The sequence below is a fragment of the Pseudomonas sp. B16120 genome, assembly GCF_044218845.1.
Lineage (GTDB): Bacteria > Pseudomonadota > Gammaproteobacteria > Pseudomonadales > Pseudomonadaceae > Aquipseudomonas > Aquipseudomonas paracarnis.
Map to the genome: position 1 here is coordinate 3,666,107 of NZ_CP162588.1, position 24,643 is coordinate 3,690,749.

The 24,643-nt window shown below is 63.8% G+C and carries 13 protein-coding genes; 9 read left to right on the forward strand and 4 right to left on the reverse strand.

The genetic code is table 11. The features are described from left to right. On the reverse strand, nucleotides 1-14,034 hold the full coding sequence (locus AB4P90_RS16895) for a non-ribosomal peptide synthase/polyketide synthase (protein WP_395605169.1): 14,034 nt from the start codon (nucleotides 14,032-14,034) through the stop codon (nucleotides 1-3). A gap of 210 nt (nucleotides 14,035-14,244) precedes the next feature. On the opposite strand from AB4P90_RS16895, the gene AB4P90_RS16900 reads away from it, so the two are divergent. Both AB4P90_RS16900 and AB4P90_RS16905 read left to right on the forward strand, forming a co-directional pair. After that, entirely contained in the window at nucleotides 14,245-14,496 is a 252-nt protein-coding gene (locus AB4P90_RS16900) for a type II toxin-antitoxin system HicA family toxin (protein ID WP_014718823.1), read from the forward strand. After that, entirely contained in the window at nucleotides 14,493-14,858 is a 366-nt protein-coding gene (locus tag AB4P90_RS16905; protein ID WP_014718824.1) for a type II toxin-antitoxin system HicB family antitoxin, read from the forward strand. Before AB4P90_RS16900 ends, AB4P90_RS16905 begins: the two co-directional genes overlap by 4 nt. Here the strand turns inward: AB4P90_RS16905 and AB4P90_RS16910 are convergent, their stop codons facing one another. Continuing rightward, complete coding sequence (locus AB4P90_RS16910) at nucleotides 14,859-16,031, reverse strand: MFS transporter (RefSeq protein ID WP_395605170.1); 1,173 nt, start codon at nucleotides 16,029-16,031, stop codon at nucleotides 14,859-14,861. It lies immediately after the preceding gene. A gap of 132 nt (nucleotides 16,032-16,163) precedes the next feature. Here AB4P90_RS16910 and AB4P90_RS16915 point away from each other — a divergent pair, with 132 nt between their 5' ends. Beyond that, the gene (locus AB4P90_RS16915; RefSeq protein ID WP_073452209.1) at nucleotides 16,164-16,751 is read left to right on the forward strand and encodes a TetR/AcrR family transcriptional regulator; all 588 of its coding nucleotides are present in this window, start codon (nucleotides 16,164-16,166) and stop codon (nucleotides 16,749-16,751) included. On the opposite strand, the gene AB4P90_RS16920 is transcribed toward AB4P90_RS16915, so the two are convergent. Both AB4P90_RS16920 and AB4P90_RS16925 read right to left on the reverse strand, forming a co-directional pair. Further along, the gene (locus tag AB4P90_RS16920; protein WP_038450461.1) at nucleotides 16,735-18,090 is read right to left on the reverse strand and encodes an MATE family efflux transporter; all 1,356 of its coding nucleotides are present in this window, start codon (nucleotides 18,088-18,090) and stop codon (nucleotides 16,735-16,737) included. The genes AB4P90_RS16915 and AB4P90_RS16920 overlap by 17 nt on opposite strands. An 80-nt stretch (nucleotides 18,091-18,170) precedes the next feature. Next, nucleotides 18,171-19,001 (reverse strand): IclR family transcriptional regulator, encoded by an 831-nt coding sequence (locus tag AB4P90_RS16925; protein ID WP_019816829.1) that lies wholly within the window; start codon nucleotides 18,999-19,001, stop codon nucleotides 18,171-18,173. Nucleotides 19,002-19,243: 242 nt separating this feature from the next. Here AB4P90_RS16925 and AB4P90_RS16930 point away from each other — a divergent pair, with 242 nt between their 5' ends. The 6 genes from AB4P90_RS16930 to AB4P90_RS16955 are packed head-to-tail and all read left to right on the forward strand — an operon-like array spanning nucleotide 19,244 to nucleotide 24,637. Next, nucleotides 19,244-20,272: an ABC transporter ATP-binding protein gene (locus AB4P90_RS16930; RefSeq protein WP_014718829.1), complete on the forward strand. Its 1,029-nt coding sequence runs from the start codon at nucleotides 19,244-19,246 to the stop codon at nucleotides 20,270-20,272. Beyond that, complete coding sequence (locus tag AB4P90_RS16935; protein WP_014718830.1) at nucleotides 20,269-21,114, forward strand: ABC transporter permease; 846 nt, start codon at nucleotides 20,269-20,271, stop codon at nucleotides 21,112-21,114. The genes AB4P90_RS16930 and AB4P90_RS16935 overlap by 4 nt, the downstream gene beginning before the upstream one ends. Before the next feature lie 4 nt (nucleotides 21,115-21,118). Further along, complete coding sequence (locus AB4P90_RS16940) at nucleotides 21,119-21,913, forward strand: ABC transporter permease (RefSeq protein ID WP_014718831.1); 795 nt, start codon at nucleotides 21,119-21,121, stop codon at nucleotides 21,911-21,913. Next, on the forward strand, nucleotides 21,913-22,203 hold the full coding sequence (locus AB4P90_RS16945) for a (2Fe-2S)-binding protein (protein WP_014718832.1): 291 nt from the start codon (nucleotides 21,913-21,915) through the stop codon (nucleotides 22,201-22,203). Before AB4P90_RS16940 ends, AB4P90_RS16945 begins: the two co-directional genes overlap by 1 nt. Then, on the forward strand, nucleotides 22,200-23,543 hold the full coding sequence (locus tag AB4P90_RS16950) for an FAD-dependent oxidoreductase (protein ID WP_395605171.1): 1,344 nt from the start codon (nucleotides 22,200-22,202) through the stop codon (nucleotides 23,541-23,543). The genes AB4P90_RS16945 and AB4P90_RS16950 overlap by 4 nt, the downstream gene beginning before the upstream one ends. Further along, a complete protein-coding gene (locus tag AB4P90_RS16955) occupies nucleotides 23,540-24,637 on the forward strand; it encodes an FAD-binding oxidoreductase (protein ID WP_014718834.1) in 1,098 nt (365 codons plus the stop codon). Before AB4P90_RS16950 ends, AB4P90_RS16955 begins: the two co-directional genes overlap by 4 nt. Nucleotides 24,638-24,643 lie beyond the last annotated feature (6 nt).

A 24,643-nucleotide genomic window follows, 5' to 3' on the forward strand; every position in this document is an offset into this window, starting at 1 on the left:
TCAAATCGCCTCTAGTTCGCTCAAGAAGTCACGAAGGTCATCAAAATCTTCCACGCTGCCGGCGCGGAAAGTGGCTGCGGCCTGCACGTAGGCGCGCAGCGATTCAGTCTGGAACAGTTCCATCAACGGTACGTCCAGGCCGAGCTCGGCCTGCACCCGCGAGGTAATCTGGATCGCCAGCAAGGAGTGGCCACCGACATCAAAGAAGTTGTCGTTCAGGCCCACTTGCGGCAGGTGCAGGATGTCGGCCCAGATCGTGGCGATCTGCTGCTCAAGCTCGGTTTGCGGGGCCAAGTACTGCTGCTGCATCTGGCTCGCATCCGGCAGCGGCAAGCCCTTGCGGTCGAGCTTGCCGTTGGGGGTCAGCGGCATCTGCGCCAGGAATACGAAGTGGCTGGGCACCATATAGTCCGGTAGGTCGGCTTTCAGGGCGCGACGCAGGGTGTCACGGAACTCAACCTGGTCGGCCAGGCTGGCGTCGGCCGGTACCACATAGGCCACCAGTTGTTTGCCGGTCGGCCCCTCCTGGGCCACCACCACGGTTTCACCGACACTGGTTTGCTCACGCAAGCGCGCTTCGATTTCCCCCAGTTCGATACGGAAACCGCGGATCTTCACCTGATGGTCCACACGCCCCAGGTAATCCACCACGCCGTCCGGACGCCCACGGGTCAGGTCGCCGCTGCGATACACGCGACTGCCAGGCTTGCCGAACGGGTCCGGCACGAAGCGTTCGGCGGTTAACGCCGGACGCTCCAGATAACCCCGGGCCACGCCCTCGCCGCCCAGGTACAACTCGCCGGCCACGCCGATGGGTTGCAGGTTCAGTTGCGCATCCAACACGTAGCCACTGCGGTTACCCAACAAAGTGCCGATGGGCGCGTAGACGGCGCCACAGGGGTCGCCCTTGCGTGCCTTCCACAGCAGCGGCGTGACCACGGTTTCGGTCGGGCCGTAGCCGTTGAACAGGTATTTGGGTTTCAGCGCGCGCCACGCCAGGTCGTAGCTGGCTTGAGCCACGGCATCACCGCCAAAGCAGTACACCCGCACCGCCGGCGGGTTGCCGTCGCGCTCGGCATGTTCGGCCAACTGTTGCAGGTACACCGGTGGGAACACCGCCATGGTCACGTTATGGCGATGCATCTGCTCGTAGGTGTATTCCGGCAACCACAGGCTGTCGTCACGGATCAACACGCTGGCGCCGTTGATCAGCGGGTGCATCCAGCCTTCGTGGGAGCCGTCGAAAGCAAACGACATGAAGTGCAGTTCGCAATCGGCCGGTGAGGTTTCATAACGCTCGCCAGTGGCGATGATATGCGCCACCAACGGCCCATGAGCCACCGCCACGCCCTTGGGCAAACCGGTGGAACCGGAGGTGTAGATCACGTAGGCGAGGTTGTCGCCGTCCAGCGCCACATCCGGTGCCGTATCGCTGTAACCGGCCCACTCTTCGGTGCGATCAATCGCCAGGGTATCCAGACCCTCGGGGACTGGCAGTTGCTGCAACGCCCGGCTGTGAGTCAGCAGCAGTTGCGCACGGCTGTCTTGCATCATGTACAGCAGGCGATCACGTGGGTATTCGATATCCAGCGGCACATACACACCGCCGGCTTTCATCACCGCCAGGAACGCCACCATGATCTCGGCACTGCGCGGCATGGCGATGGCCACCCGCACTTCCGGGCCGACGCCACGGGCGATCAAGGCATGGGCCAGGCGGTTGGCCTGGCGATCCAGTTCACCGTAAGTCAGGGTTTGCGCGTCGAATTTCACCGCCACCGCGTCCGGGATTTCGCGGGCGCGATCGCCGACCAATTCGTGCACCAGGCGCTCGGCTGAAAAACCGGCGTCGGTCTGGTCCCACAGCTCAAGAATCTGCTGCTGCTCATCCTCGCCCAGCAGGCTCAATTGGCTGATGGGCTGCTGTGGGTCGACCACCATCGCCCGCAACAGGTTCTGCCAATGCCCGGCCATGCGCTCGATGGTCGCCACGGCGAACAAGTCGGTGGCATAACTCAGGGAGGCACGCAGGGCCGTCGGGCTTTCTTCCACATCCAGCGCCAGGTCGAACTGGGCCACGCCTTCGTCCAGATCCAGGACTTCGACGTGCAAGTCGGCCAGGCGATGCAGATGGCTGTCGGCAGCGCTCACACGGTGGTTGAACAACACTTGGAATAACGGGCTCAGGCTAAGGCTGCGCTCCGGTTGCAATGCCTGCACCAACTGTTCGAACGGCAGGTCCTGGTGAGCCTGGGCCTCCAGGGAACGCTGGCGCACCTGGTGCAGCAATTGCTCGCTGCTCATTTGCCCGTGGATATCGGCCTTGAGCACTTGGGTGTTGACGAAGAAGCCGATCAACCCCTCGGTTTCCAGGCGATTGCGGTTGGCAATCGGCACGCCCACGCGCACATCTTCCTGGCCGCTGTAGCGATGCAGCAACGCTTGGTAAGACGCCAACAGCAGCATCGGCAGCGTGACGCCAGCGTGCTGCGCCAATGCGCGCAAACTGCCCAACAACTCCGGATGCAACTCGATACCCAAGCGTGCGCCGCGATGGCTTGGCTGTGCCGGGCGCGGATGGTCGAACGGCAACTCCAGCACCGGTTGCTCGCCGCTCAACTGCTCGCGCCAGTAGGCCAGTTGACGCGCCTGCTCCCCCGCCTCCATCCAACCGCGCTGCCACACGGCATAATCGCCGTACTGGATCGGCAGCGCCGGCAATTGCACGTCCTGGCCTTGGCTGTTAGCGGCATACGCCTGCACCAACTCCTCGACCATCAACTGCATCGACCAGCCGTCAGAGACGATGTGATGCTGCACCAGCACCAGCACATGGTCGTCCTCGGCCAGGCGCAGCAAGGTGACCCGCAGCAGCGGCCCATGCAGCAGGTCGAAAGGCTGGGCGACCACCTGCGCGACCCGCGCCTTGAGGCCGGCATAGTCGCTGTCGACCTGCTCGATATCGACCCGGCCCTGGGCGTCAATGACTTGAACCGCGCCGGTGGCGTCCTGACGGAAATACGTGCGCAGGCTTTCATGGCGAGCCAGCAAGCTATCAAAGCTCTCTTGCAGCGCGGTCAGGTCCAGCGGCCCGTGCAACCGCAAGGCGCTGGGGATGTGATACGCGGCGCCGGCCGGGTCCAGTTGCCAGAGGAACCACTGGCGCTCCTGGGCATAAGACAGCGGCAGTGGCTGCGTGCGATCGGCCTTGATCAGCGCCGGCGCGGTGACGCCCTCCACGCCCAAGGCCTGCACGAAATCACCCAGTAGCGGCTGTTCGAACAAGGCCTTGAGTGGGACCTCCAGCGCCAGGGCCTGACGCACCCGTGACACCACCCGCGTGGCCAGCAATGAATGCCCGCCCAACTCGAAGAAATGATCGTCGAGGCCCACACGGGGCAATTCCAGTACCTCGGCCCAGATCGCCGCCACCTGCTGCTCGCGCGGGGTGACGGGCGCTACATGGCCTTTGAGCGACAGGCTGGCATCCGGTTTGGGCAGTGCCTTGCGGTCGAGCTTACCGTTGGGGGTCAGCGGCAGGCTGTCGAGGAACAGCCACTGCGCGGGCACCATGTAGTCCGGCAGACGCTCGCGCAGCGCGGCTTTATACACCTGCGGTGCCTGCGGCGCGGTGCTGACCAGGTAAGCGATCAGCCGGTCGTTATCGGCCAGCACCACGGCTTCGCGTACGCCGTCGAACTCACGCAGGCAGGCTTCGATTTCACCCAGCTCGATACGGAAACCCCGGACCTTGACCTGATGGTCGACACGGCCGATGTATTCCACCACGCCGTCCGCCTGATAGCGTGCCAGGTCGCCGGTACGGTACAGGCGTTCGCCCGGAGCCCCAAACGGGTTGGGCACGAAGCGTTCGGCGGTCAGCGCCGGCTGCCCGTGGTAACCGCGCGCCAGGCCGACACCACCGATCAGCAGCTCACCGGACACACCTTGGGGGCATGGCGTGAGACCGGCATTGAGAATGAACAAGCCGGTATTGGCGATGGGCCGTCCAACGAACGGCAATGCCTGATGCAAACGATGAGCCGCCGACCAGATGGTGGTTTCCGTCGGGCCATAGAGATTCCACAGCGGGCCTTGCAGGTCGAGCATGCGCTGGGCCAAATCGACGGGCAACGCTTCGCCACCGCACAGGCAGGCGATGCCACGCAGTGAATGAGCCCGTGGGCTGTCGAGCAACATGCGCCAGGTCGAGGGCGTGGCTTGCAGCACATTCGCCGCCTGACGCTGGGCCAGATCAAGGATCGCCTCGGGGTCGAGGGCCATTGCCTGGGTGCTCAGCAACACGGTACCGCCGACACTCAGCGGCACGTACAGCTCCAGGGCGAAGATGTCGAACGAGAAGGTGGTCAGCGACAACAGCCGCGCATCCTGGCCGATACTCAACGTGCCGGCCATGCCGCTGGTGAAGCTGCACAGCGCCTTGTGACGAACCATCACCCCTTTGGGCTTGCCAGTGGAGCCAGAGGTGTAGATCACGTAGGCCAGATGCTCCGGTGTCACCGCAACCTGGGGATTGTGCTGCGCTGTGCCGGCCTCCTCCACCATCAGCACCTGCACGCCGTGCGGCTGCGCCAGGTGCCCCAGCAGGTGCGGTTGCGTCAGCAATACCCGGGCGCGGCTGTCTTCAAGCATGTAGGCCAGGCGCTCTGCCGGGAATTGTGGGTCGAGCGGCACATAGGCGCCACCGGCCTTGAGGGTCGCGAGCAAGCCAACCACCATGTCCAGGGAACGCTCCACGTGCACCGCCACCAGCACGTCCGGGCCGACGCCCATGTCGATCAGACGATGGGCCAGCCGATTGGCGCGACGGTTGAGTTCGCCGTAGCTCAGGTGCTCGTCATTGAAGTGCAGCGCGATGGCGTCGGGTTGCGCCGCGGCCTGGGCCTCAAACAACTGGTGTACGCAGCGTTCGCGTGGGTAGTCGGTGTCGCTGCGGTTCCAGTCGTGCACCATTTGCTGCGATTGCGACGGGCTGAGCATCGCCAGGTCGTCCAAGGCCACCGAGGCATCCTGCAGGACCGCGCGCAGCAGGTTTTGCCAATGCTCGGCCAGGCGTTCCACGGTCGCCGCGTCAAACAGGTCCGTGGCGTAAGTCAGCGAGGCCCAGAGACCGTCCACCGATTCCTCGGTTTCCAGGTTCAGGTCGAACTGAGTGCTGTGACCGGCCCAATCCACTGGCTGCAAAGCCAGGCCGGGCAATTGCACCGGGGCTGAACGCAGGCTGTCCTGATGGTTGAACATCACCTGGAACAGCGGGTTATGGCTCAGGCTGCGCTCGGGCTGCAACACTTGCACGAGCTGCTCGAACGGCAGGTCCTGATGGGCCTGCGCCTCCAGGGCACGCTGCTTGACCTGGGCCAGCAACTGGTCGAACGGCATCTGCCCGTGCACGTCAGCTTGCAGCACCTGGGTATTGACGAAAAAGCCCAGCAGTCGCTCGGTTTCGAAGCGATTACGGTTGGCGACCGGCACGCCGACACGCACCTGTGCCTGGCCGCTGTAGCGGTGCAGCAAGGTCTGGAACGAGGCCAGCAACAGCATGAACAGCGTCACGTCCTGACGCTGGGCCAGGGCCTTGAGTTCAGTCAGCAGCGCACGCTCCAGATGAATCTGGCGGCGCGCGCCACGATGGCTCTGCACTGCGGGGCGTGGATAGCCCAGCGGCAGGTCCAGCAACGAATGCTCGCGCCCCAGACGAGCGCACCAGTAATCGAGCTGGCGTTGTTGTTCCCCAGCCGCCATCCAGTCGCGCTGCCACTGGGCGTAGTCGGCGTACTGGATCGGCAAGGCCGGCAACCCTGCGCTGCCTTGGTACAGCGCCACCCACTCGTCGATCATCACTTGCATCGACCAGCCGTCAGAGATGATGTGGTGCTGGGTGATGACCAGCACATGGTGATCAGGCGCGACGATCAGCAACTTGACGCGCATCAGCGGGCCGTTGCGCAGGTCGAACGGGCGCTGGATCTCTTCGGTGACCGCCTGCTCGATAGCGCCGGCGTCGACCTTTTGTTGTTCAACTGGCACGGCCAGGCTTGCGTGGATGACTTGCACACTGTGCTCGCCCGACTCCACAAAGGTGGTGCGCAGCGGTTCATGGCGCTGCACCAGGGCCTCGACGGCGCGCTCCAGCGCCGCGATGTCGAGTTCACCGCGCAGGTGCAAGGCGGTGGGCACATGATAGGCCGCGCTGGTGGGGTCCAATTGCCAGAGAAACCACTGCCGCTCCTGGGCAAAGGACAACGCCAGCGGCTGCTCACGGCCAACCACCTGCATCACAGGCGCGGTATCGGCCTGCACGCCTGCGCACGCCGCTGCGAAAGCGGCCAGCGTCGGCTGCTCGAACAGGGCCCGCAACGGCACTTCCAGCTTGAGATCGTGGCGCACCCGGGAGATCACTTGGGTGGCCAGCAAGGAGTGGCCGCCGCGTTCGAAGAAGTGATCTTCCAGGCCAACCTGCTCGACCTGCAACACTGCTTGCCAGATCGCCGCCAACTGGATTTGCAATGGACTCTGCGGCGCCACGTAGGCGGCGCTGGCCTGGTTCAGGTCGGGTGTGGGCAGCGCACGGCGGTCGAGCTTGCCGTTGTGGTTCAACGGCAAGGCATCGAGGACCACCCAATGGCCCGGCACCATGTAGTCCGGCAACGTCTGACGCAAGCGCGCCGCCAGTGCCTGGGCCTCCAGCGCTTGGCCTTCGGCTGGCACCACGTACGCCACCAACTGCACGCCGGTCGCGCTCGGCTGCGCAAGCACGGCGGCTTCCCGCACGTTGGGCAAGGCTTGCAGGCTGGCTTCGATTTCGCCCATTTCGATACGCAGGCCACGAATCTTCACTTGATGGTCGATACGCCCGACGTACTCCAGCGCACCCGCCGGGTTGTACCGGGCCAGGTCGCCACTGCGATAAAGCCGCGCACCGGGCATGGCGGAAAACGGGTCCGGCAAGAAGCGCTCGGCGGTCAGCGCCGGGCGGTCGAAATAGCGTTGCGCCAAGCCAACCTCAGCACCAATGCACAGCTCGCCCACGCCATCGGTGGCCAACAGTTCGAAACCGCTGTCGAGTACATACAGGCCGCGCCCGGCAATCGCCTGCCCGATTGGCACGCCGTAGGCGTCGTTGGCATCGGCCAATTGGCACTCATGCACGCTGGAGACCACCGTGGCTTCGGTCGGCCCGTAGGTGTTGACCAGGCGCACATTGCCCAAGCCCGCGGCGTACCACGCACGCACGCCCTCCACTGACATGGCTTCACCGCCCACATGCACCTGGCGCAGCTTGCCCAGGGAGCGACGGTGCTCGGCGCACTCTTGCGCCAACAGGTACCAGTAGGCGGCGGGCAAATCGGCCAGGGTCACGCCCTGCTCGACAATCTCTTGCGCCAGTTGCCCGGCATCCCAGAGTTCATCGCCACGCATGATCAACGCCGCGCCCGCACACAGGGGCGGGAAGCACTGTTCGACAAAACCATCGAAACTGAAGGTCGCAAACTGCAACACGCGGTCTTCGGCGCTCAGTCGGCTGTACAGCGTGGCGCTGTCACAAAACTGGCCGAGGGCGGCATGGTCGATGGCCACGCCCTTGGGCTGGCCGGTGGAGCCAGAGGTGTAGATCACATAGGCCAGGTCAGCCGCCGCCGCGTGATTGGGCGGATTGGTCGTCGGGTAGCCGGTCAGTTCGTCGCCACTGGCGCTGAAATCCACGCGGGTCAGGCCGCGGGGCAAAGGCAAGTCGGCGAGCAAGCCGGTTTCGCTGAGCAGCACGTCCAGGCGGCTGTCGGCGAGCATATAGGCCAAACGTTCTGCTGGGTATTCAGGGTCCAGCGGTACGTAGGCCGCCCCGCTTTTGAGCACTGCCAGCAGGCTGACGATCAACTGCGGGCCACGCCGCGAAGCCAGGCCCACCCGTTGGCCGGGGCCGACGCCAAGCGCCAACAAGCGATGGGCCAGGCGGTTGGCACGCTGGTTCAACTGGGCGTAGCTCAAGCTGGCGTCACCGGCCTGTACAGCCAGGGCGTTTGGCGTCGCCTCGGCCTGGGCTGCAATACGCTGATGCACGCGTTCGTTGGCCTGGGGCGCTGCGGCTGAGCGGCTCAGAGCGAGCATCTGCCGTTGCGCAGGGGCGTCGAGAAGACGCAGGTTGCCCAGCGGCATGTGAGCGTCTGCGAGCAATTGCGCCAGCAGGTGTTGCAGGTTGGCGCTCAACTGCGCCACGTGCGCCTCGCTGAACTGGGCACGGTCATAACTGAATTCCAGGCGCAGGCTGGCGCCCAGTTCGATGCCCAGGGTTAATGGGTAGTGCGTGCGCTCATGGTTGTGCAGGCGACCGAAAGTCAGGCCGGCCGGCGCGCCTTGCTTGAGCGCCTCGGCGACCGGGAAGTTCTCGAACACCAGCAAGGTGTCGAACAGCGCGCCTTGCTGGCCGGCCCAGCCCTGGATGTCGTAGAGCGGCACATGTTCATGGTCGCGCAGGCTGAGGTTGAGCGCTTGCAGTTCGCTGAGCCACGTCGCGGCCGACTGGGCTGGCGAGGCTGCGCTGATGATCGGCAAGGTGTTGATGAACAGGCCTAGTTGCTGCTCGATCCCCGGCAGCGGTGCGGAACGCCCGGCCACGGTGGCACCGAAGGCGACGCAGTCCTGGCCGGTGTAGCGTTGCAGCAACAGGCTCCAAGCCCCTTGCAGCAGGGTATTGAGGGTGACTTTGTGCTGGCGTGCGAACTCGCCGAGGCGGCGGGTAAAGTCGCTCTCCAGTGCTACGTGATGGTCAGCCATGCCCACCCCGACTACCGGCGTGCGCAGCGCTTGCGCCAGCAGAGTCGGCGCCGGCAATGCCGCCAGGGCTGTTTTCCAGAACGCTTCGCCCGAGGACTGTTGTTGCAGCCAGGCGAGGTAATCGCGGAACTGCCCGAGCGGCGCCAGCACTGCCTGCCCCGCATAGTGAGCGATGACTTCACCGAGCAACTGCGCGTTACTCCAGCCGTCCATGAGGATGTGGTGGCTGGTGAAGATAAAGTGCCAGGCCGCACCAGCACCGCGCACCAGCGTCAGGCGAAACAGCGGCGCGGCATTCAGGGCAAAACCGCGTTCGCGTTCGGCCTGGGCCAGGGTGTCGAAATCGGCGTCGGGGTCTTCGATCACTTGCAGTTGCAGGTCGACCTGACGCTGGATCAACTGATGAGCACTGTCCAGGCCCAGCCAATGGAAGCTGCTGCGCAGGATGTCGTGACGATCCAGTGCGGCCTGCCAGGCACGCCCGAAGGCGAGCAAATCAAGGCCCTCGATGTCGAGGCGCAACTGGTTGATATAGGCCTGTGCCTCGGGTTCCAACAGGGTGTGGAACAGCATGCCTTGCTGCATCGGCGACAGCGGATAAAGGTCGGCAATGGCCGGCCCGGCCACGGGCAAGGCGTCCAGTTGCTGCTGGGTGAGGCGTGCCAGCGGGAAATCCGAGGGGCTCACCTGGCCTGCCGGCGTGGCACAGCAATGCTCGATCAACGCCTTGAGTTCGGCTGCGTACTCATCCGCCAACCGCTGCACAGTCGCCGCCTCGAACATCTCCCGACTGAACCCCCATTGCAACGACAGCTCGCCGCCATACACCTGACCTTCCAGCGTCAGCCAGTTGGCCAGCGGCGCCTCTGGATCCTGGGCCTGGCCACTGCCCTGACTGGCCGGCACGAACAGTGCCGACTCGTTGAACTGACGGTCGAACTGGCCCAGGTAGTTGAACGTGATGCGCGGCGCGGTAAGGTTCGCCAGGCTTTCCTGCGCGTGTGGCGCGCCCAGGTAGCGCAACAGGCCGTAACCCAGGCCTTTGTCGGGCACGGCGCGCAGTTGTTCCTTGACCGCTTTGATCGCCTCGGGCAACTCGCCTTTGGCATGCAGGCGCACCGGGTACAGGCTGGTGAACCAGCCGACGGTGCGGCTCAGGTCGATGTCGTCGAAGAGGTCTTCGCGACCATGGCCTTCCAATTGAATGAGCGCAGCAGGTTGCTCGCTCCAACGGCTGATCACCCGCGCCAGGGCGGTCAACAGCAGGTCGTTGACCTGGGTGCGATAGGCCGCTGGCGCGTCTTGCAGCAGTCGAAGGGTGTGCTCGACGTCGAGGCGTGTTTCCAGCTTGGCACCCAGGCGGTTTTGCAGGCCGCCTTCGGGGTGATCACACGGCAGTTCGGCGTCGATGGATTGGGCTTGCCAGTACGACAGTTGCTCCTCGACGGTCTGCGCGTGGCGGTGCAGCTGTTGCGCCCAGCGCTGGTAGGCACTGGTTTTTGCCGGCAGCACCTGTTCTCGGTAAGCCTGTTGCAGGTCTTCAAGCAGGATGCGCCAAGACACGCCATCCACCACCAAGTGATGGATCACCAGCAGCAAACGTTGGCTGCCATCGGCCCAATTCACCAACGCGGCGCGCAGCAGCGGGCCTTGGGCAAGGTCAAGGCTGCGCTGGGCTTCATCACACAACACCGCCAGTTCAGTGTCGGTGCTGGCCTGGCATTGCCACAACAGCGATTCGCTGACATCGGCGGCATGGCTCTGCTGCCAGCCGTCAGCCTGCTGCACAAAGCGCAGGCGCAGAGCGTCGTGATGCTGGATCAACCGCGCCAGCGCTGCCTCCAACCGTGCAGGCTCAAGCACCTCACCGGGCACCAGCAACAAGGATTGATTCCAGTGATGCCGCGCCGGGATCGGTTGGGCGAAAAAACTGTGTTGCACGGGCGTCAGCATCACCTCGCCACTGACCGGGCCCTGGTCGATCAGGCTGACCTGCTCGAAGCGCGCCACCAGGGCCAGGCTGCGGATGCTCTGGTACTGGAACAGGTCACGCGGGCTCAGGCGAATGCCGGCCTGACGGGCGCGGCTGACCACCTGGATGGAGATGATCGAGTCGCCGCCCAGCTCGAAAAAGTTATCGTCCTGGCCGACCTGCTCAACGCCCAGCACGTCGCTCCAGATGGCAGCCAGGGCTGTTTGCAGGTCGCCTTGGGGGGCGACAAATGCCTGCGGCTGAGCCGCATCCGGCGCTGGCAACGCCTTGCGGTCGAGCTTGCCGTTGGCGGTCACCGGCAGCTTGGGCAGCGCAATGAAATGCGTCGGCACCATGTATTCCGGCAAGCTGCCAAGCAACCAGGCCTTGAGGTCCGTTGGCGCCTCGCCTGCGTGCACCAGATAGGCGATCAACTGCTTGCCGCCCTGTACCAGTACCACGGCTTCGCGCACGTGTGGATGCTGCATCAGGCGTGCTTCGATTTCGCCCAGCTCGATACGCAAGCCGCGCAATTTGACCTGATGATCGAGGCGGCCGAGGTATTCGATCACCCCATCGGCGCGTTGGCGCACGCGGTCACCGGTGCGATACAGGCGCTCGCCTGTCACGAACGGGCTGGGCACGAAACGTTCGGCGGTCAGCGCCGGGCGCCGATGGTAACTGCGCCCCAGGCCAACGCCGCCCAGGTAGAGTTCGCCACTGACACCGGCCGGCACCGGGTTGAGTTGCGCGTCCAGCACGTAGGTGCCGAGGTTGGCGATGGGGCGGCCGATGGGCACGCTGTCGGCGCCTTCGTCGATGCAGGTCCAGTGCGTGACGTCGATAGCCGCCTCGGTCGGGCCATAGAGGTTGTACAGCGCCGCAGCGGGCAACTTGGCGAACACTTGCTGTTGCGCGTCCAGGGGCAAGGCTTCGCCGCTGCACATAATGCGCGTGAGGCTTGCGCACGCCTGTACGCCCGGCTCATGGATAAACGCCTGCAACATCGACGGCACGAAGTGCAAGGTGGTGATGGCGTGCCGACCAATGGTGTCGATCAGGCGCGCCGGTTCACGGTGCTCCCCAGGCGCCGCGACCACCAGGCGGGCGCCGGTCATCAGTGGCCAGAAGAACTCCCACACCGACACGTCGAAGCTGAACGGGGTTTTCTGCAACACCGCGTCGTTGGCACCCAGGCCATACGCCTGTTGCATCCAGCTCAAGCGGTTGACCAAGGCGCGATGGCTATTGCCGGCGCCTTTGGGCTTGCCGGTGGAGCCCGAGGTGTAGATCACGTAGGCCAGGTTAAGGGCATTCAAGGCCACGTTCGGCGATTCGCGGCTGTAGCCGTCGAGCCATAGCGCCGGCTGGTCCAAGGCAATCAACTGGATACCGGCGACGGGCAGCGACGCCAGCAGGCTCTGCTGGCTGAGCAGCAGTTGTATGCCGCTGTCTTCGATCATGTAGGCCAGGCGTTCCTGGGGATACTCAGGGTCGAGAGGCACGTAGGCGCCACCGGCCTTGAGAATCGCCAGCAGGCCAACCACCATTTCGATGGAGCGCTCGATGCATATACCCACCAGCACGTCGGGCCCCACGCCCTGCTCGCCCAGGGCATGGGCCAACTGGTTGGCGCGCGCATCCAGTTGGGCGTAGGTCAAGGTGGTGGTACCGAACACCAGTGCCGGTGCATCGGGGCTGCGCCGCGCCTGGTCTTCGATCAGGTGATGAATCCCGCGCTCGGTCGGGTACGCCTCGGTGGTCTGGTTCCAGCTGTGGACCAGCCGTTGCTGTTCAGCCGCGTCAAGCATGGGCAATTCGCCAATGCGCTGTTCGCCATCGAGCACCATGGCTTGCAGCAGGCGGGTCCAGTGCCGGGCCATGCGCTCGATGGTGGGCGTATCGAACAAGTCATTGGCGTAGGTCAACGCGGCATGCAGGGTGCCGGACTTTTCATAGGTGTCCAGGGTCAGGTCGAACTGGGTGGTGCGGCCTTGCCATTCCACCAGGGCCAACTCCAGCCCCGATGCGGTGCTGACCGAGGCGATGTCGGCGACGACCGGCTGATGGTTATACATCACCTGGAACAGCGGCGTGTGGCTCAGGCTGCGCTCGATTTTCAGCGCTTCCACCAGCCGTTCGAAGGGTAATTCCTGATGGGCCTGGGCGCCCAGGGCATGCTCCTTGATACCTTGCAGCAACTCGGCAAGCCGGGTTTGCCCGGTCAGTTCGGTGCGCAACACCTGGGTGTTGACGAAGAAACCGATCAGGCCCTCGACTTCGGTGCGATTGCGATTGGCAATCGGCACACCGACACGGATGTCGCTTTGGCCGGTATAGCGGTGCAACAGCACATTGAAGGCACCGAGCAGCAGCATGAACAGGGTAACGTTGTGTTTTTGCGCGCAACTGCGCAGTTGCGCGGCCAGTGCCGGCGCAATCGCGAAGTTATGCCGTGTGCCCTGGTAGCTGGGCATGGCCGGGCGCGGGTGGTCGGTGGGCAGCTCCAGGACCGGATGTTCATCGCCCAGGCGAGCCTGCCAATATTCCAATTGGCGCGCCTGCTCGCCCGCTTCCAGCCAGCGGCGCTGCCACAGGGCGTAATCACTGTACTGGATGGGTAGCGCCGGCAGTTGGGGCGCTTCGTTGCGCTCATGGGCGTCATAGCAACGGATGAATTCGTCGATCAGCACATTCATCGACCAACCGTCGGAGACAATGTGGTGCAGGGTCAGCAGCAGCACGTGTTCCTGCTCGGCAAGCTTGAGCAGTTGCACGCGCAGCAATGGGCCGTGTTCCAGGTCGAACGGCAACAGCGATTGACGGGTGGCGGCGGCGTTGACGGCCTGCTCACGCGCATCAAAGGCCAAGGCGGTGAAGTCCAGGTGCTCGACGGTCACCGACGGCTCCACCGCCACCTGCGCCAGCCGCTCATCAGCCTGACGCTGGAACACCGTGCGCAGGGTTTCGTGACGCGCCACCAGGCTGGCGAACGCTTGCTCCAGCGCTGGCAGGCTCAGCGCCCCCCTCAAGCGCACTGCGCCAGGCAAATTGTAGGCGCCGCTGGCCGGGTCCAACTGCCATAGAAACCACATGCGCTGCTGCGCGTAGGACAGCGCCTGGCGGTCCTCCACCTCCACCCCTGCCGGAATCGGAAACCTTGAAAAATCCACGCCTTCTTTCTGCAAGGCTTGCAGGAACAGTTGGCGTTTTTCCAGAGGCAGCCCGATAAACCGGCGAGCAAGTTTCAAGGAGTCTTCAGCATTCATTTCTTGGAATCCGGGGCAATAGGCGGGAAGCACAAAGGCACGTCGTCCCTATAAAACGAACCGGGCGGGGAAAAATTAGCGGGGGAATGGGGGGCGCCGCACAGGCTGTCATCGGGGGTTACATCAATCCCCGCGAAGCCGCACGAAGCTGAGCTAGCATTGACGAACACCACTTTTTGCAACTACATTTAGTTACACGCAGGGAACGCCGTGTCCAAGAATGAAAAGCTGCTCGCCAAACTGCTCAATGAGCACATGGCATTTACCTGGTCTGAGCTCGTCACGTTATTACGCCGATTGGGATACACACAGATTGAAGGGGCCGGAAGCCGGGTCAAGTTCGACATGGGCGACCCCAGTGCAATGATCACCCTGCACAAGCCTCACCCCGGCAACGAACTGAAACACTACATTCGGCGCCAGATCATCGAACAATTGAAATCAGGAGAACTGATTCAGTGAACAACCAACTGAAACACAAAGGCTACATCGGCTCCATCGAAGCCAGCCTCGAGGACAACTGCCTGTTTGGTAAAATCCTGTTCATCAAGGCATTGGTGAGCTATGAAGGCAAAACTGTGGCTGAACTGGACGCAGCCTTCCGTGGCGCGGTGGATGATTATCTCGCTACCTGCCAAAGCCTGGGGCACACGCCGGAGAAACCGTGCAAAGGTTCATTCAACGTACGTGTCGGGCATGACTTGCATTTGGCCGCTGCCCTGGCGGCAAACCGTAAGAAAGTGACATTGAATGATCTCACGCGTCAGGCGCTGAACGAATTTCTGCAGCATCACTACCCAGAGCCATGCCCGACGATTGGCTGACTATCCCAACCGCCGGTAACCCACTACCGCCGAACCCGCAACCACCGCCCCCGCCGCCAGCGCCACCCAGAATCCGCTGGTGGCGCCAAAGTGGTCGATCATCCACCCCGAACTCGCGGCGCCAATGGCCACGCCGATGCTCAGGCCGGTGATCAGCCAGGTCATGCCTTCGGTCAGGCGGCTGGCCGGGACGATCTGCTCCACCATGGCCATCGACACAATCAACGTGGGCGCAAAGAACAGCCCGGAGATAAAGATGGCAGCGGCCAAGCCGCGAATATTGCTCACCAGCAGCAAGGGCAAGGTGGTCAACGCCGTGGCTACGCCGCAGTACAGGAACTGGCGTGGCAACGGCGCCTTGAGTTTGAGGGCACCGAAGGCCAACCCGGCCAGGCACGAACCAATGGCATACACCGACAGCACGATACTCGCCGCCGCCGGTTGGCCCTGATGCTGGGCGAAGGCCACGCTGACCACATCCACCACGCCGACGATCACGCCCATGGCCAACAGCAAAATCATCAGGATCAATACCGACGGCGAAGCAATCAGCCAACGACCGTGCGCGCCCTGATGCGCGTGTACCGGTGGCTCGGTTTGCCGTTGCAGCACAAAGGTGGTGACGCCCACCCCCAGCAACAGCGCCGCCACCAGGGGCCCGGCTTCTGGGAACACCGCCACGCTCAACCCCACCGAAATGGGCGGGCCGATGATGAAGCACACCTCATCGAGTACCGACTCCAGGGCAAACGCGGTTTGCAGCCTGGGCTGGCCACGGTACAACTCGGTCCAGCGCGCCCGCACCATGGCCGACATATTGGGCATGCAGCCCGCCAGCGCGGCGAACAGAAACAGCGTCCAATTCGGCGCCTGCAACCGCGTACACAGCAGCAACATCAATAGCGCCCCGCCGCCGATCAGCGCGGCAATCGGCAGCACCCTGCCCTGGCCGTAGCGGTCCACCCAACGTGACACTTGCGGCGCGCAAATCGCCGTGGCCAGGGCAAACACCGCCGCCACCGAACCGGCCAGGCCATAGCCGCCATGTACCTGGGACAGCATGGTGATCAGGCCGATGCCGGTCATGGATATCGGCATGCGCGCCAGCATGCCCGCGAGCACAAAGGCCCGGGCACCGGGGACCTGGAATAATTCAGCGTAGGGGTTTGCCATCCTGCTTGACCTCTTGCTCGACGCCCTGGGCTTGCTATCTGAATCCATCAGGGCAAAATACATACGACGCGTATGTGGCAGATCATGCTTCGCATACGCAGCGTATGTCAATCACTTAGCCAAGAGACGCCCATGAGCCGAGCCCGAGCTGAAATGATCGAAGACACCCGCGCCCGCCTGATAGCGAGCGCGCGCCGGGCCTTCGCCACCCAAGGCTATGCCAATACCTCGATGGATGACTTTACTGCCCGTGCCGGCCTGACGCGCGGTGCGCTGTATCACCACTTTGGTGACAAAAAAGGGCTGCTGGCAGCGGTGGTCGCTCAACTCGACAGCGAGATGGACGTGCGCTTGCAACGCATCTCGGAGCAGGCCGTAGAGCCTTGGAGTGGTTTTTGCGAGCGCTGTCGCGCCTATCTGCGCATGGCCCAGGACCCGGAAATCCAGCGCATTGTATTGCAGGATGCCCCGGCGGTACTGGGCGACACCGGCTCCCAGCAACACTGCGTGGAGTCCTTGCGCCAATTGCTGGAGGCCCTGATGCAAGCGGGCCTGATGCCTACGGCCTCCAGCCACGCACTGGCGCAGTTGATCAACGGCAGCCTGGTTAATACCGCGTTGTGGATTGCCCGGGATGAGCACCCGAGTACACGGCTGGAGGAAGGCTTGCAAGGCCTGGAGTTGCTCTTGCGCGGCCTGAGCCTCACACCAACCGCTTGATCTGCTTATGCCGCCACACCAAGCGGTAATAGGCGATCTGCAACACCAGCATCGCCAGGTAGGTCACCGGAAATGCCATCCACACTCCTTCCAATCCGAAGTGGGCGTTGAACAGATAGGCCGTTGGCAGTTCCACGCAGAGCACGCAGAAGATCGAGATCGCCACCGGCATCAGCACCACGCCGCTGGCGCGCATGATGCCGCCAATCACCGCCTGGAAGCCAAATACCAGAATGCTCCAGAGCATGATGTGCAGCAGGTGTTCGGCCCGTACCCGTGCGCTGTCGTCGGTGATGAACAGGCCCAGCAACCAGTGGGATAGCCCATAGCCGAGCACGATCAAGCCACCGGTGAGGCACAGGTTGATTACAAGCCCCGTGCGCAGGATCGGCCCGATGCGCTCCAGGCGCCCGGCGCCAATCGCCTGGGCGCCGAGGATCGAGGCGGTAATGGCAATCGACAGCGCCGGGAACTGCACATAGTTGACGATCTGCGTCACCGCGCCATAGGCCGCCGTGGCCTGGGAACCGTGGCCGTTGACCAAAGCCAGGATGACCAGCTCTGACAGCGATAGCACCACCATCTGCAAGCCCGTCGGCAGGCCGATGCGCAGGACTTTGCCGAGGATAACGCGGTCCAGGCGCAAGGCGGCAAGCAGCTCGCGGTCTGGCGCCATCACGTGGTTTTTGTGGCGCAGGCGCAGGATCAGAAACAGCATCGCCAAGGCGTTACCCACCAGCCCGGCATACACCGCACTCTGGATGCCCATGGGTGGCAGGCCGATCCAGCCGCGAATCAGCGCAGGCGTGAGCAGCAAGCCCACCAGGGTGGAGACCATCAATGCCAGCAACGGCGAAATCGTGTCGCTGACGCCACGCAGCAGTTGGGTATAGAGGATGAACACCAGCAGCAACGGCATGATCAACATCATCATCTGGGCGTAGCCCACCGCATCGTCGAGCACATCCACCGGCGTGCCCAACGCCTGCAATGCCGGGCGCGCAAACAGGCTGCCCAGCACGGCGGCCACCAGGCCCACCAACGCGCCCAGGGTCAGGGTGGCACCGGTAATCACCTTGACCATTCCGGTCTCCTGGGCGCCCCATGCCTGGCCGATCAACACCGAGGCGCCCGCCCCCAGGCCGATCACCAGGGCGATAAAGAAAAACACGATGGGAAACATCCCCGACACCGCGGCCAAGGCCTGGGTGCCCAGCATCTGGCCGACGTAAATGCCGTTGAGGGTGCCGGAAAAGCTCTGCAGGAAATTGGACAGCACCATCGGTGCCAGGAACAACAGATAGATTTGCCACAGCGGACGTTGCAAAGGGTTTTGCATGAAAAATGGGGCCTCGAATCACGAAAGCGTCTCAGGGTTATACCGTAACTGGATCCAATATGCTGTTGTGAAGGCCCGGGTTAACCCCCAAAGGTCTGCGACGGCCTGCGCAACGTCGGGTCAAACGGATTGAGCCGCGGCCCGATGGCCGCCGCCTCGCGCTTCAACAACTCCACCACCATCGGCAAGCGGCTCGGCCCCAGGCGGTCGCTGATGGTCGCCACGCTCAACGCCGCGACCGCGTACCCGTCGCGGTTGAGGATGGGCACCGCCAGCCCTGCCATACCTTCCAGCACACCGGTGTTGCGTGCTGCATAACCCAGCTTGCGCACGTTCTCCACTTCGGAGCGCAGCAGCACTTCGTCGTACAGGTGGAAGTCCTTGAGCCGTGGCAGGTTGTAGCGGATCACCGTCTCGCGCTCTTCTTCCGGCAGAAACGCCAGGATCGCCAGGCTGCCCTGCCCCACACCCAAGGCCACGCGCCCACCGATATCGCCGGTGAAGGTACGAATCGGGTACGGACCCTCGCTGCGGTCCAGGCAAATGGCGTCGAAGCCGCTGCGCGCCAGCAGGAACAGCGAGTCCCCCAGCGACGCGCTCAGGCGCAACAGGCTGGGGCGCACCAGGTCGCGCAGGTTGCCGGTCTTGCCCGCGTTGGCCGCCAACGCGAAGAACTCCAGACTCAAGCGATAGCGTTTGCTGCGTGCATCCTGCTCAACCATGCCTTCGTCCATCAGGCTGCGCAGCAGACGATGGGTGGTGGGTTGGGACAAGCCCACCTGTTGGGCGAGCTGGGTGACCCGCTCGCCGCCCTCGGGTACCTCCCCTAGGGCTCGCAGCACAGCAAACAACCGGGAGACGCTGCCCGCACCGACTTCTTTGCCGCCATCAATTCGCTCAGTGGAATCCATAACACCTAATCTCGTTAATAATTCTGCTCAATGAATAAATCACAAAATAGTAGTCCGTTGAGTGAAATTCCACCTTCCACCCATCCTAGTCTTCGTCCTAATCTGCGTCCACAGGGGCGAATTGAACAACAACCGGCAGCCGACTTGAGATCGAGCGCCAACGCACCGGCACCGCACTTTTCGCATCTGCCCAAAACAAGAAAGCGCGTTTAGACGCGACTGAATAAAGGTGGAACGCAAACATGGCATTTCTCCAACTCAAGGCCTTGAGCAAACGCTATGGCGCCGTCGATGCGGTGGTCGCCACTGACCTGGCGGTGGAACAAGGCGAGTTCGTTTCCCTGCTCGGCCCTTCAGGCTGTGGCAAGACCACCACCCTGCAAATGATCGCCGGTTTCGTCGACGTCAGCGGCGGCCAGATCCTGCTCGACGGTCGCGACATTACCCACGCGAAACCCGCCAGCCGTGGCCTGGGCGTGGTGTTCCAGAGCTACGCGCTGTTCCCGCATATGAGCGTGCGCGACAACGTCGCCTTCGGCCTGAAGATGCGCAAGGTGCCTGCGGCCGACATCGCCACCCGCGTCAATACCGTGCTGGAGCTGGTGCGCCTGGCCCAGCATGCGCAGCGCTACCCTCGTGAGCTGTCCGGCGGCCAGCGCCAGCGCGTGGCCCTGGCCCGTGCGCTAGTGATCGAACCGCCGGTGTTGTTGCTCGATGAGCCGCTGTCCAACCTCGACGCCAACCTGCGCGAAGAGATGCAATTTGAAATCCGTCGTATCCAGTGCGCGGTGGGCATCACCACCCTGATGGTCACCCATGACCAGGCCGAAGCCCTGTCCATCAGCGACCGTGTGGTGGTGATGCAGGCCGGGCGTGTGACCCAGATCGACGCGCCGTACAAGCTCTATGAGCACCCGCGCACGCGGTTTATCTCGGACTTCGTCGGCAAGGCCAACCTGCTGGCCGGCGACTACGATGCGCTCGGCGCACCCCAAGTGCGTCACGACGGCGGCGCAGGCGAACTGACCCTAAGCCTGCGCCCGGAAAAAATCCAACTGGTGGAGCCTGGCACCGGGCGCATGCAAGGCAAAGTGCTAGACCGCTACTTTTTCGGCAGCCAATGGCTGTACCGCGTCCACACCGCCCTGGGCGAAATCACTGTGGTGCGCAGTAACGACGGCAGCGCACCGTTGGCTGGCGGCGCGGCAGTGGGCCTGCAATGGCAGGCCGATTTGCTGCGGGTACTGGCCGCCGATGAGGTGCACCCATGAGTCGCGGTTACCTGCTCTCGCTGCCAGCGCTGGTGCTGTTTGCCGGGCTGCTGATCGTGCCACTGGGCTTGACCCTGGTGCTGTCGTTCAATGTGTTCGACTACCAAGTGGGCGTGAAGGTCGATGAGTGGACCTTGGCCCATTACTGGGCGCTGTTGAGCGACGCCTACTTCTACGAGATTTTCTGGCGCACGTTCTGGATCAGTGCCCTGGTAACGCTGCTGTGCGTGGTGATCGGCGTGCCGGAGGCTTACATCCTCAGCCGCATGGGCACGCCGTGGCGCTCGATTTTCCTGATAGTGATCCTCACACCGCTGCTGATTTCGGTGGTGGTACGCGCGTTTGGCTGGAGCCTGCTGCTGGGTGCCGACGGGCTGATTAACCAAATGATCCAGGCTCTCGGCGGCAGTCCGATGAAGCTGCTGTATACGCCCTTCGCCGTGATCATCGCGTTGGTGCACGTGATGCTGCCGTTCATGATCATCCCGGTGTGGACCTCCCTGCAAAAGCTCGATCCGTCAGCCGAACAGGCGGCGTTGTCCCTGGGCGCCAGCCAAGCGACGGTGATGCGCAAGATCGTATTGCCCCAAGTGATGCCCGGTGTGCTGTCCGGCACATTGATCGTGTTCGGCCTGGCCGCCAGCTCCTTTGCGATCCCCGGTCTGCTGGGCGGGCGACGCCTGAAGATGGTCGCCACCGTGGTGTACGACCAGTACCTCTCGGAACTCAACTGGCCCATGGGCGCGACCCTCGCGGTAGCGCTGCTGTTGGTCAATCTGCTGATCATGCTGAGCTGGAATCGCATGGTCGAAGGCCGCTACAAAAAGTCCCTGGGGGTTTAAGCGCATGTCCAGAAACGGTCCTTTGGCCCTCGGCTTTCATGCGGTGGTGGTGCTGTTCATGATGGCGCCGCTGGTGGTGGTGTGCCTGGTGGCATTCACGCCAGAGAACACCTTGAGCCTGCCCACGTCGGGCTTCTCCCTGCGCTGGTTTCGCGCAGTGTTCGAACGCGCTGACTTTATCCAGGCGTTCTACAACAGCCTTATCCTGGCCTTCACCGCCGCCACGCTGGCGACCCTGATTGCGGTGCCGGCGGCCCTGGCGATCAGTCGCTATGCGTTCCCGGGGCGCAATTTCTTCAGCGCGCTGTTCCTGTCGCCCATCATCATTCCGCACCTGGTGCTAGGGGTGGCCATGCTGCGCCTGTTTGCGCTGATGGGCGTAAACGGCAGCTTTACCTGGCTGATGCTCGCGCACGTGGTGATCATCACCCCATATGTGTTGCGCCTGGTATTGGCGGCGGCCATCGGCATTGATCGCAGTGCCGAGCAGGCCGCCGAATCCCTCGGCGCCGGGCGCTTTACGCTGTTCCGGCAGATCACCCTGCCAATGATTTTGCCTGGCGTGGCCGGTGGGTGGTTGCTGGCGTTCATCAACAGTTTCGATGAAGTGACCCTGTCGATTTTCGTCAGCTCGCCGGCCACGCAAACCCTGCCGGTGCGCATGTACGTGTACGCCACCGAGTCTATCGACCCGATGATGGCCGCCGTTTCGGCGCTGGTCATCGCACTGACGGCAGCGACCATGATTGTGCTCGACCGGGTCTACGGCCTGGACCGCGTACTGGTGGGGAAACACTGATGGCGTTGTTCAAGCGACTGAGCGAAACCCAACGCCCTGCCCTGGCCTTTACCCTCGACGGCCAACCCGCCACGGGGTTGCTCGGCGACACCCTACTGACCGCCATGCTGACCTGTGCCGAGCACCTGCGCGGCAGCGATTTCAGTGCCGAGCGCCGCGCCGGGTTTTGCCTGATGGGTGCGTGCCAGGATTGTTGGGTGCGGCTGGCCGATGGGCGGCGGGTGCGCGCCTGTTCGACCCTGCTTGAAGACGGCCAGGCGATCAGCCGTGACCCGGGGCGCCAGCCATGAAGCCGGTGGTGATTGTGGGTGCAGGCCCGGCGGGGATCAGCGCGGCGCGCACGTTGCTCGACCACGGCATCACACCTTGCCTGGTGGATGAGAGCCCGCGCGGTGGCGGGCAGATTTATCGGCGCCAACCTCCAGGGTTTCAACGCACCGCCAGGCAGGTCTACGGGTTTGAAGCGCGCAAGGCCCAAGCCGTGCACCGCAACATGGATGAACTGGCAGCCTTGATCGACTATCGGCCCGATACCTTGGTGTGGAACGCCGAGGACGGTCGCCTGGACATGCTCAATAACGGGCGCGCCGACAGCCTCGAATACGCGCAGGTGATAGTCGCCACCGGCGCCACCGACCGCATCCTGCCTGTGCCGGGCTGGACATTGCCCGGTGTCTACAGCCTGGGCGCGGCACAAATCGCCTTGAAGTACCAAGGTTGCACGATTGGCGAACGCGTGGTGTTTTGTGGCTCCGGGCCGTTGCTCTATTTAGTCGCGTACCAATACGCAAAGGCCGGTGCCAAGGTGCTGGCGGTGCTTGACAGTGCGCCGCTGAGCGCCCAATGCCGGGCCTTGCCAGCGCTGCTCAGGCAACCGGCGACCCTGGCCAAAGGCATGTATTACCGCGCCTGGCTGACCGCCCACGGGATTGCCGTGCATCAGGGCGCAATGCTCAAGCAGATCGACGGCGACCAACGGGTGCGTGGCATTCGCTTCGGCGAACAGACCCTGCCATGCGATGCGGTGGCCTTCGCCCACGCCCTGCGCAGCGAAACGCAATTGGCCGATCTGCTCGGCTGTGAGTTTGCCTGGAACCCGCTCAATCGCGCCTGGCTGCCGCAACGTGACAGCGCCGGGCGCAGCAGTGTCGAAGGGGTGTACCTGGCGGGCGACGGCGCCGGGATCATGGGCGCCGATGCCGCGCAAATGGCCGGCGAATGTGCCGCGCTGGCGTTGCTGGAAGATACCGGCGTCGCGGTCGACCCGCACCGCCGGGCCACACTGGAGCGGCAGTTGGCGCGTATCCAGCGCTTTCGCCAGGGCCTGGAAACCGCGTTCCCCTTCCCCGAGCACTGGGCCGCGCAGGCGCCGGACGAACTGGTCCTGTGCCGCTGCGAAGAGGTCAGCGTCGGCGAGGTGCGCGCCGTGGTGGATGAAGGCCACTGGGAAATCAACCGGGTCAAAGCCCATTGCCGCGTCGGCATGGGCCGCTGCCAAGGGCGGATGTGCGGGTTGGCGGCGGCGGAAATCGTAGCAGAGCGCAGCGGCCGCGACCTCCCACAGATCGGGCGTCTGCGTGGCCAGGCGCCGATCAAGCCGCTGCCGTTTGGCGTGCAGGTGCAGCCATGATCGACGTCATCGTCTTGGGGGGTGGCATCGTCGGGGCTTCGGCGGCCTTGGTGCTCGCGCAAAAAGGCCAGCGGGTGGCACTGGTAGAACGGGATTTTTGTGGCTCGCACTCAAGCGGCGTCAATTACGGCGGCGTGCGGCGCCAGGGGCGGCCCTTGCATCAGTTACCGCTGTCCCAGCGCGCTCACCAACTGTGGGCCGACCTGCCTGGGTTGATTGGTATTGAGGGTGAATACGTGCGCTGCGGGCATTTGAAGCTGGCGCGCAGCCCCGGGGATTTTGCCGCACTGCAAGCCTACGCCGATCAGACCCGTGGCTTTGGCCTGGGCTTGCAGCTGTTGGACCGCAGCGAGTTGCGCAAGCGTTTTCCCTGGGTGGGCGACGTGGCAGTGGGCGCCTCGTTGTGCCCGGATGATGGGCATGCCAACCCGCGGCTGGTGTCCCCAGCCTTTGCCCGTGCCGCCCAACGCCATGGCGCTGCGGTGTACGAGCAAGCCGAGGTGATCCGCATCGCGCACGACAGCCGACTGTTCCAGGTGCACTGCGCCAACGGCCTGCACTTGCAAGCGCCCTGGCTGCTCAACTGCGCCGGCGCCTGGGCTGGCAAGGTCGCCGCGCAATTGGGCGAGCCGGTGCCGATTATCTCGGCGCACCCGGCAATGCTGGTCACCGAGCCGCTGCGGGGAGTGATGACCGTCAGCACCGGCGTCGAGGGCGGCGGCATCTATGCCCGGCAAGTCGCCCGTGGCAATTGCATCCTCGGCGGCGGGCGCGGCTTTGCCCTCGGCCCACAGCAAGCCCGGCCGGGGCAGGCGGCGGTGCTGGAGATCCTGCGCAATGCCGGCGAACTCTACCCGTTTCTCCAGGGAGCCCAGGCCATTCGCACCTGGAGCGGCACCGAAGGTTACCTGCCCGACCACGAACCGGTGATCGGCCCCAGCAGTACCCAACCCGGCCTGCTCCACGGCTTCGGCTTTGCCGGCGCCGGGTTCCAGCTCGGCCCCGCGGTTGGTGAAGCCCTGGCAGAGATCGTCTGCGACGGCGCCAGCCGCCAACCCATCGAAGCGTTTTCCATCCGTCGTTTCCAAGCCTGAGAGGAA

Excerpts from the sequence above, each read along its gene's own strand:
- AB4P90_RS16945 (WP_014718832.1), top strand. The coding sequence starts at position 21,913 with ATGGCGTTGTTCAAGCGACTGAGCGAAACCCAACGCCCTGCCCTGGCC.
- AB4P90_RS16930 (WP_014718829.1), top strand. The coding sequence starts at position 19,244 with ATGGCATTTCTCCAACTCAAGGCCTTGAGCAAACGCTATGGCGCCGTC.
- AB4P90_RS16915 (WP_073452209.1), top strand. The coding sequence starts at position 16,164 with ATGAGCCGAGCCCGAGCTGAAATGATCGAAGACACCCGCGCCCGCCTG.
- AB4P90_RS16940 (WP_014718831.1), top strand. The coding sequence starts at position 21,119 with ATGTCCAGAAACGGTCCTTTGGCCCTCGGCTTTCATGCGGTGGTGGTG.
- AB4P90_RS16925 (WP_019816829.1), bottom strand. The coding sequence starts at position 19,001 with ATGGATTCCACTGAGCGAATTGATGGCGGCAAAGAAGTCGGTGCGGGC.
- AB4P90_RS16910 (WP_395605170.1), bottom strand. The coding sequence starts at position 16,031 with ATGGCAAACCCCTACGCTGAATTATTCCAGGTCCCCGGTGCCCGGGCC.
- AB4P90_RS16955 (WP_014718834.1), top strand. The coding sequence starts at position 23,540 with ATGATCGACGTCATCGTCTTGGGGGGTGGCATCGTCGGGGCTTCGGCG.
- AB4P90_RS16950 (WP_395605171.1), top strand. The coding sequence starts at position 22,200 with ATGAAGCCGGTGGTGATTGTGGGTGCAGGCCCGGCGGGGATCAGCGCG.
- AB4P90_RS16895 (WP_395605169.1), bottom strand. The coding sequence starts at position 14,034 with ATGAATGCTGAAGACTCCTTGAAACTTGCTCGCCGGTTTATCGGGCTG.
- AB4P90_RS16935 (WP_014718830.1), top strand. The coding sequence starts at position 20,269 with ATGAGTCGCGGTTACCTGCTCTCGCTGCCAGCGCTGGTGCTGTTTGCC.
- AB4P90_RS16920 (WP_038450461.1), bottom strand. The coding sequence starts at position 18,090 with ATGCAAAACCCTTTGCAACGTCCGCTGTGGCAAATCTATCTGTTGTTC.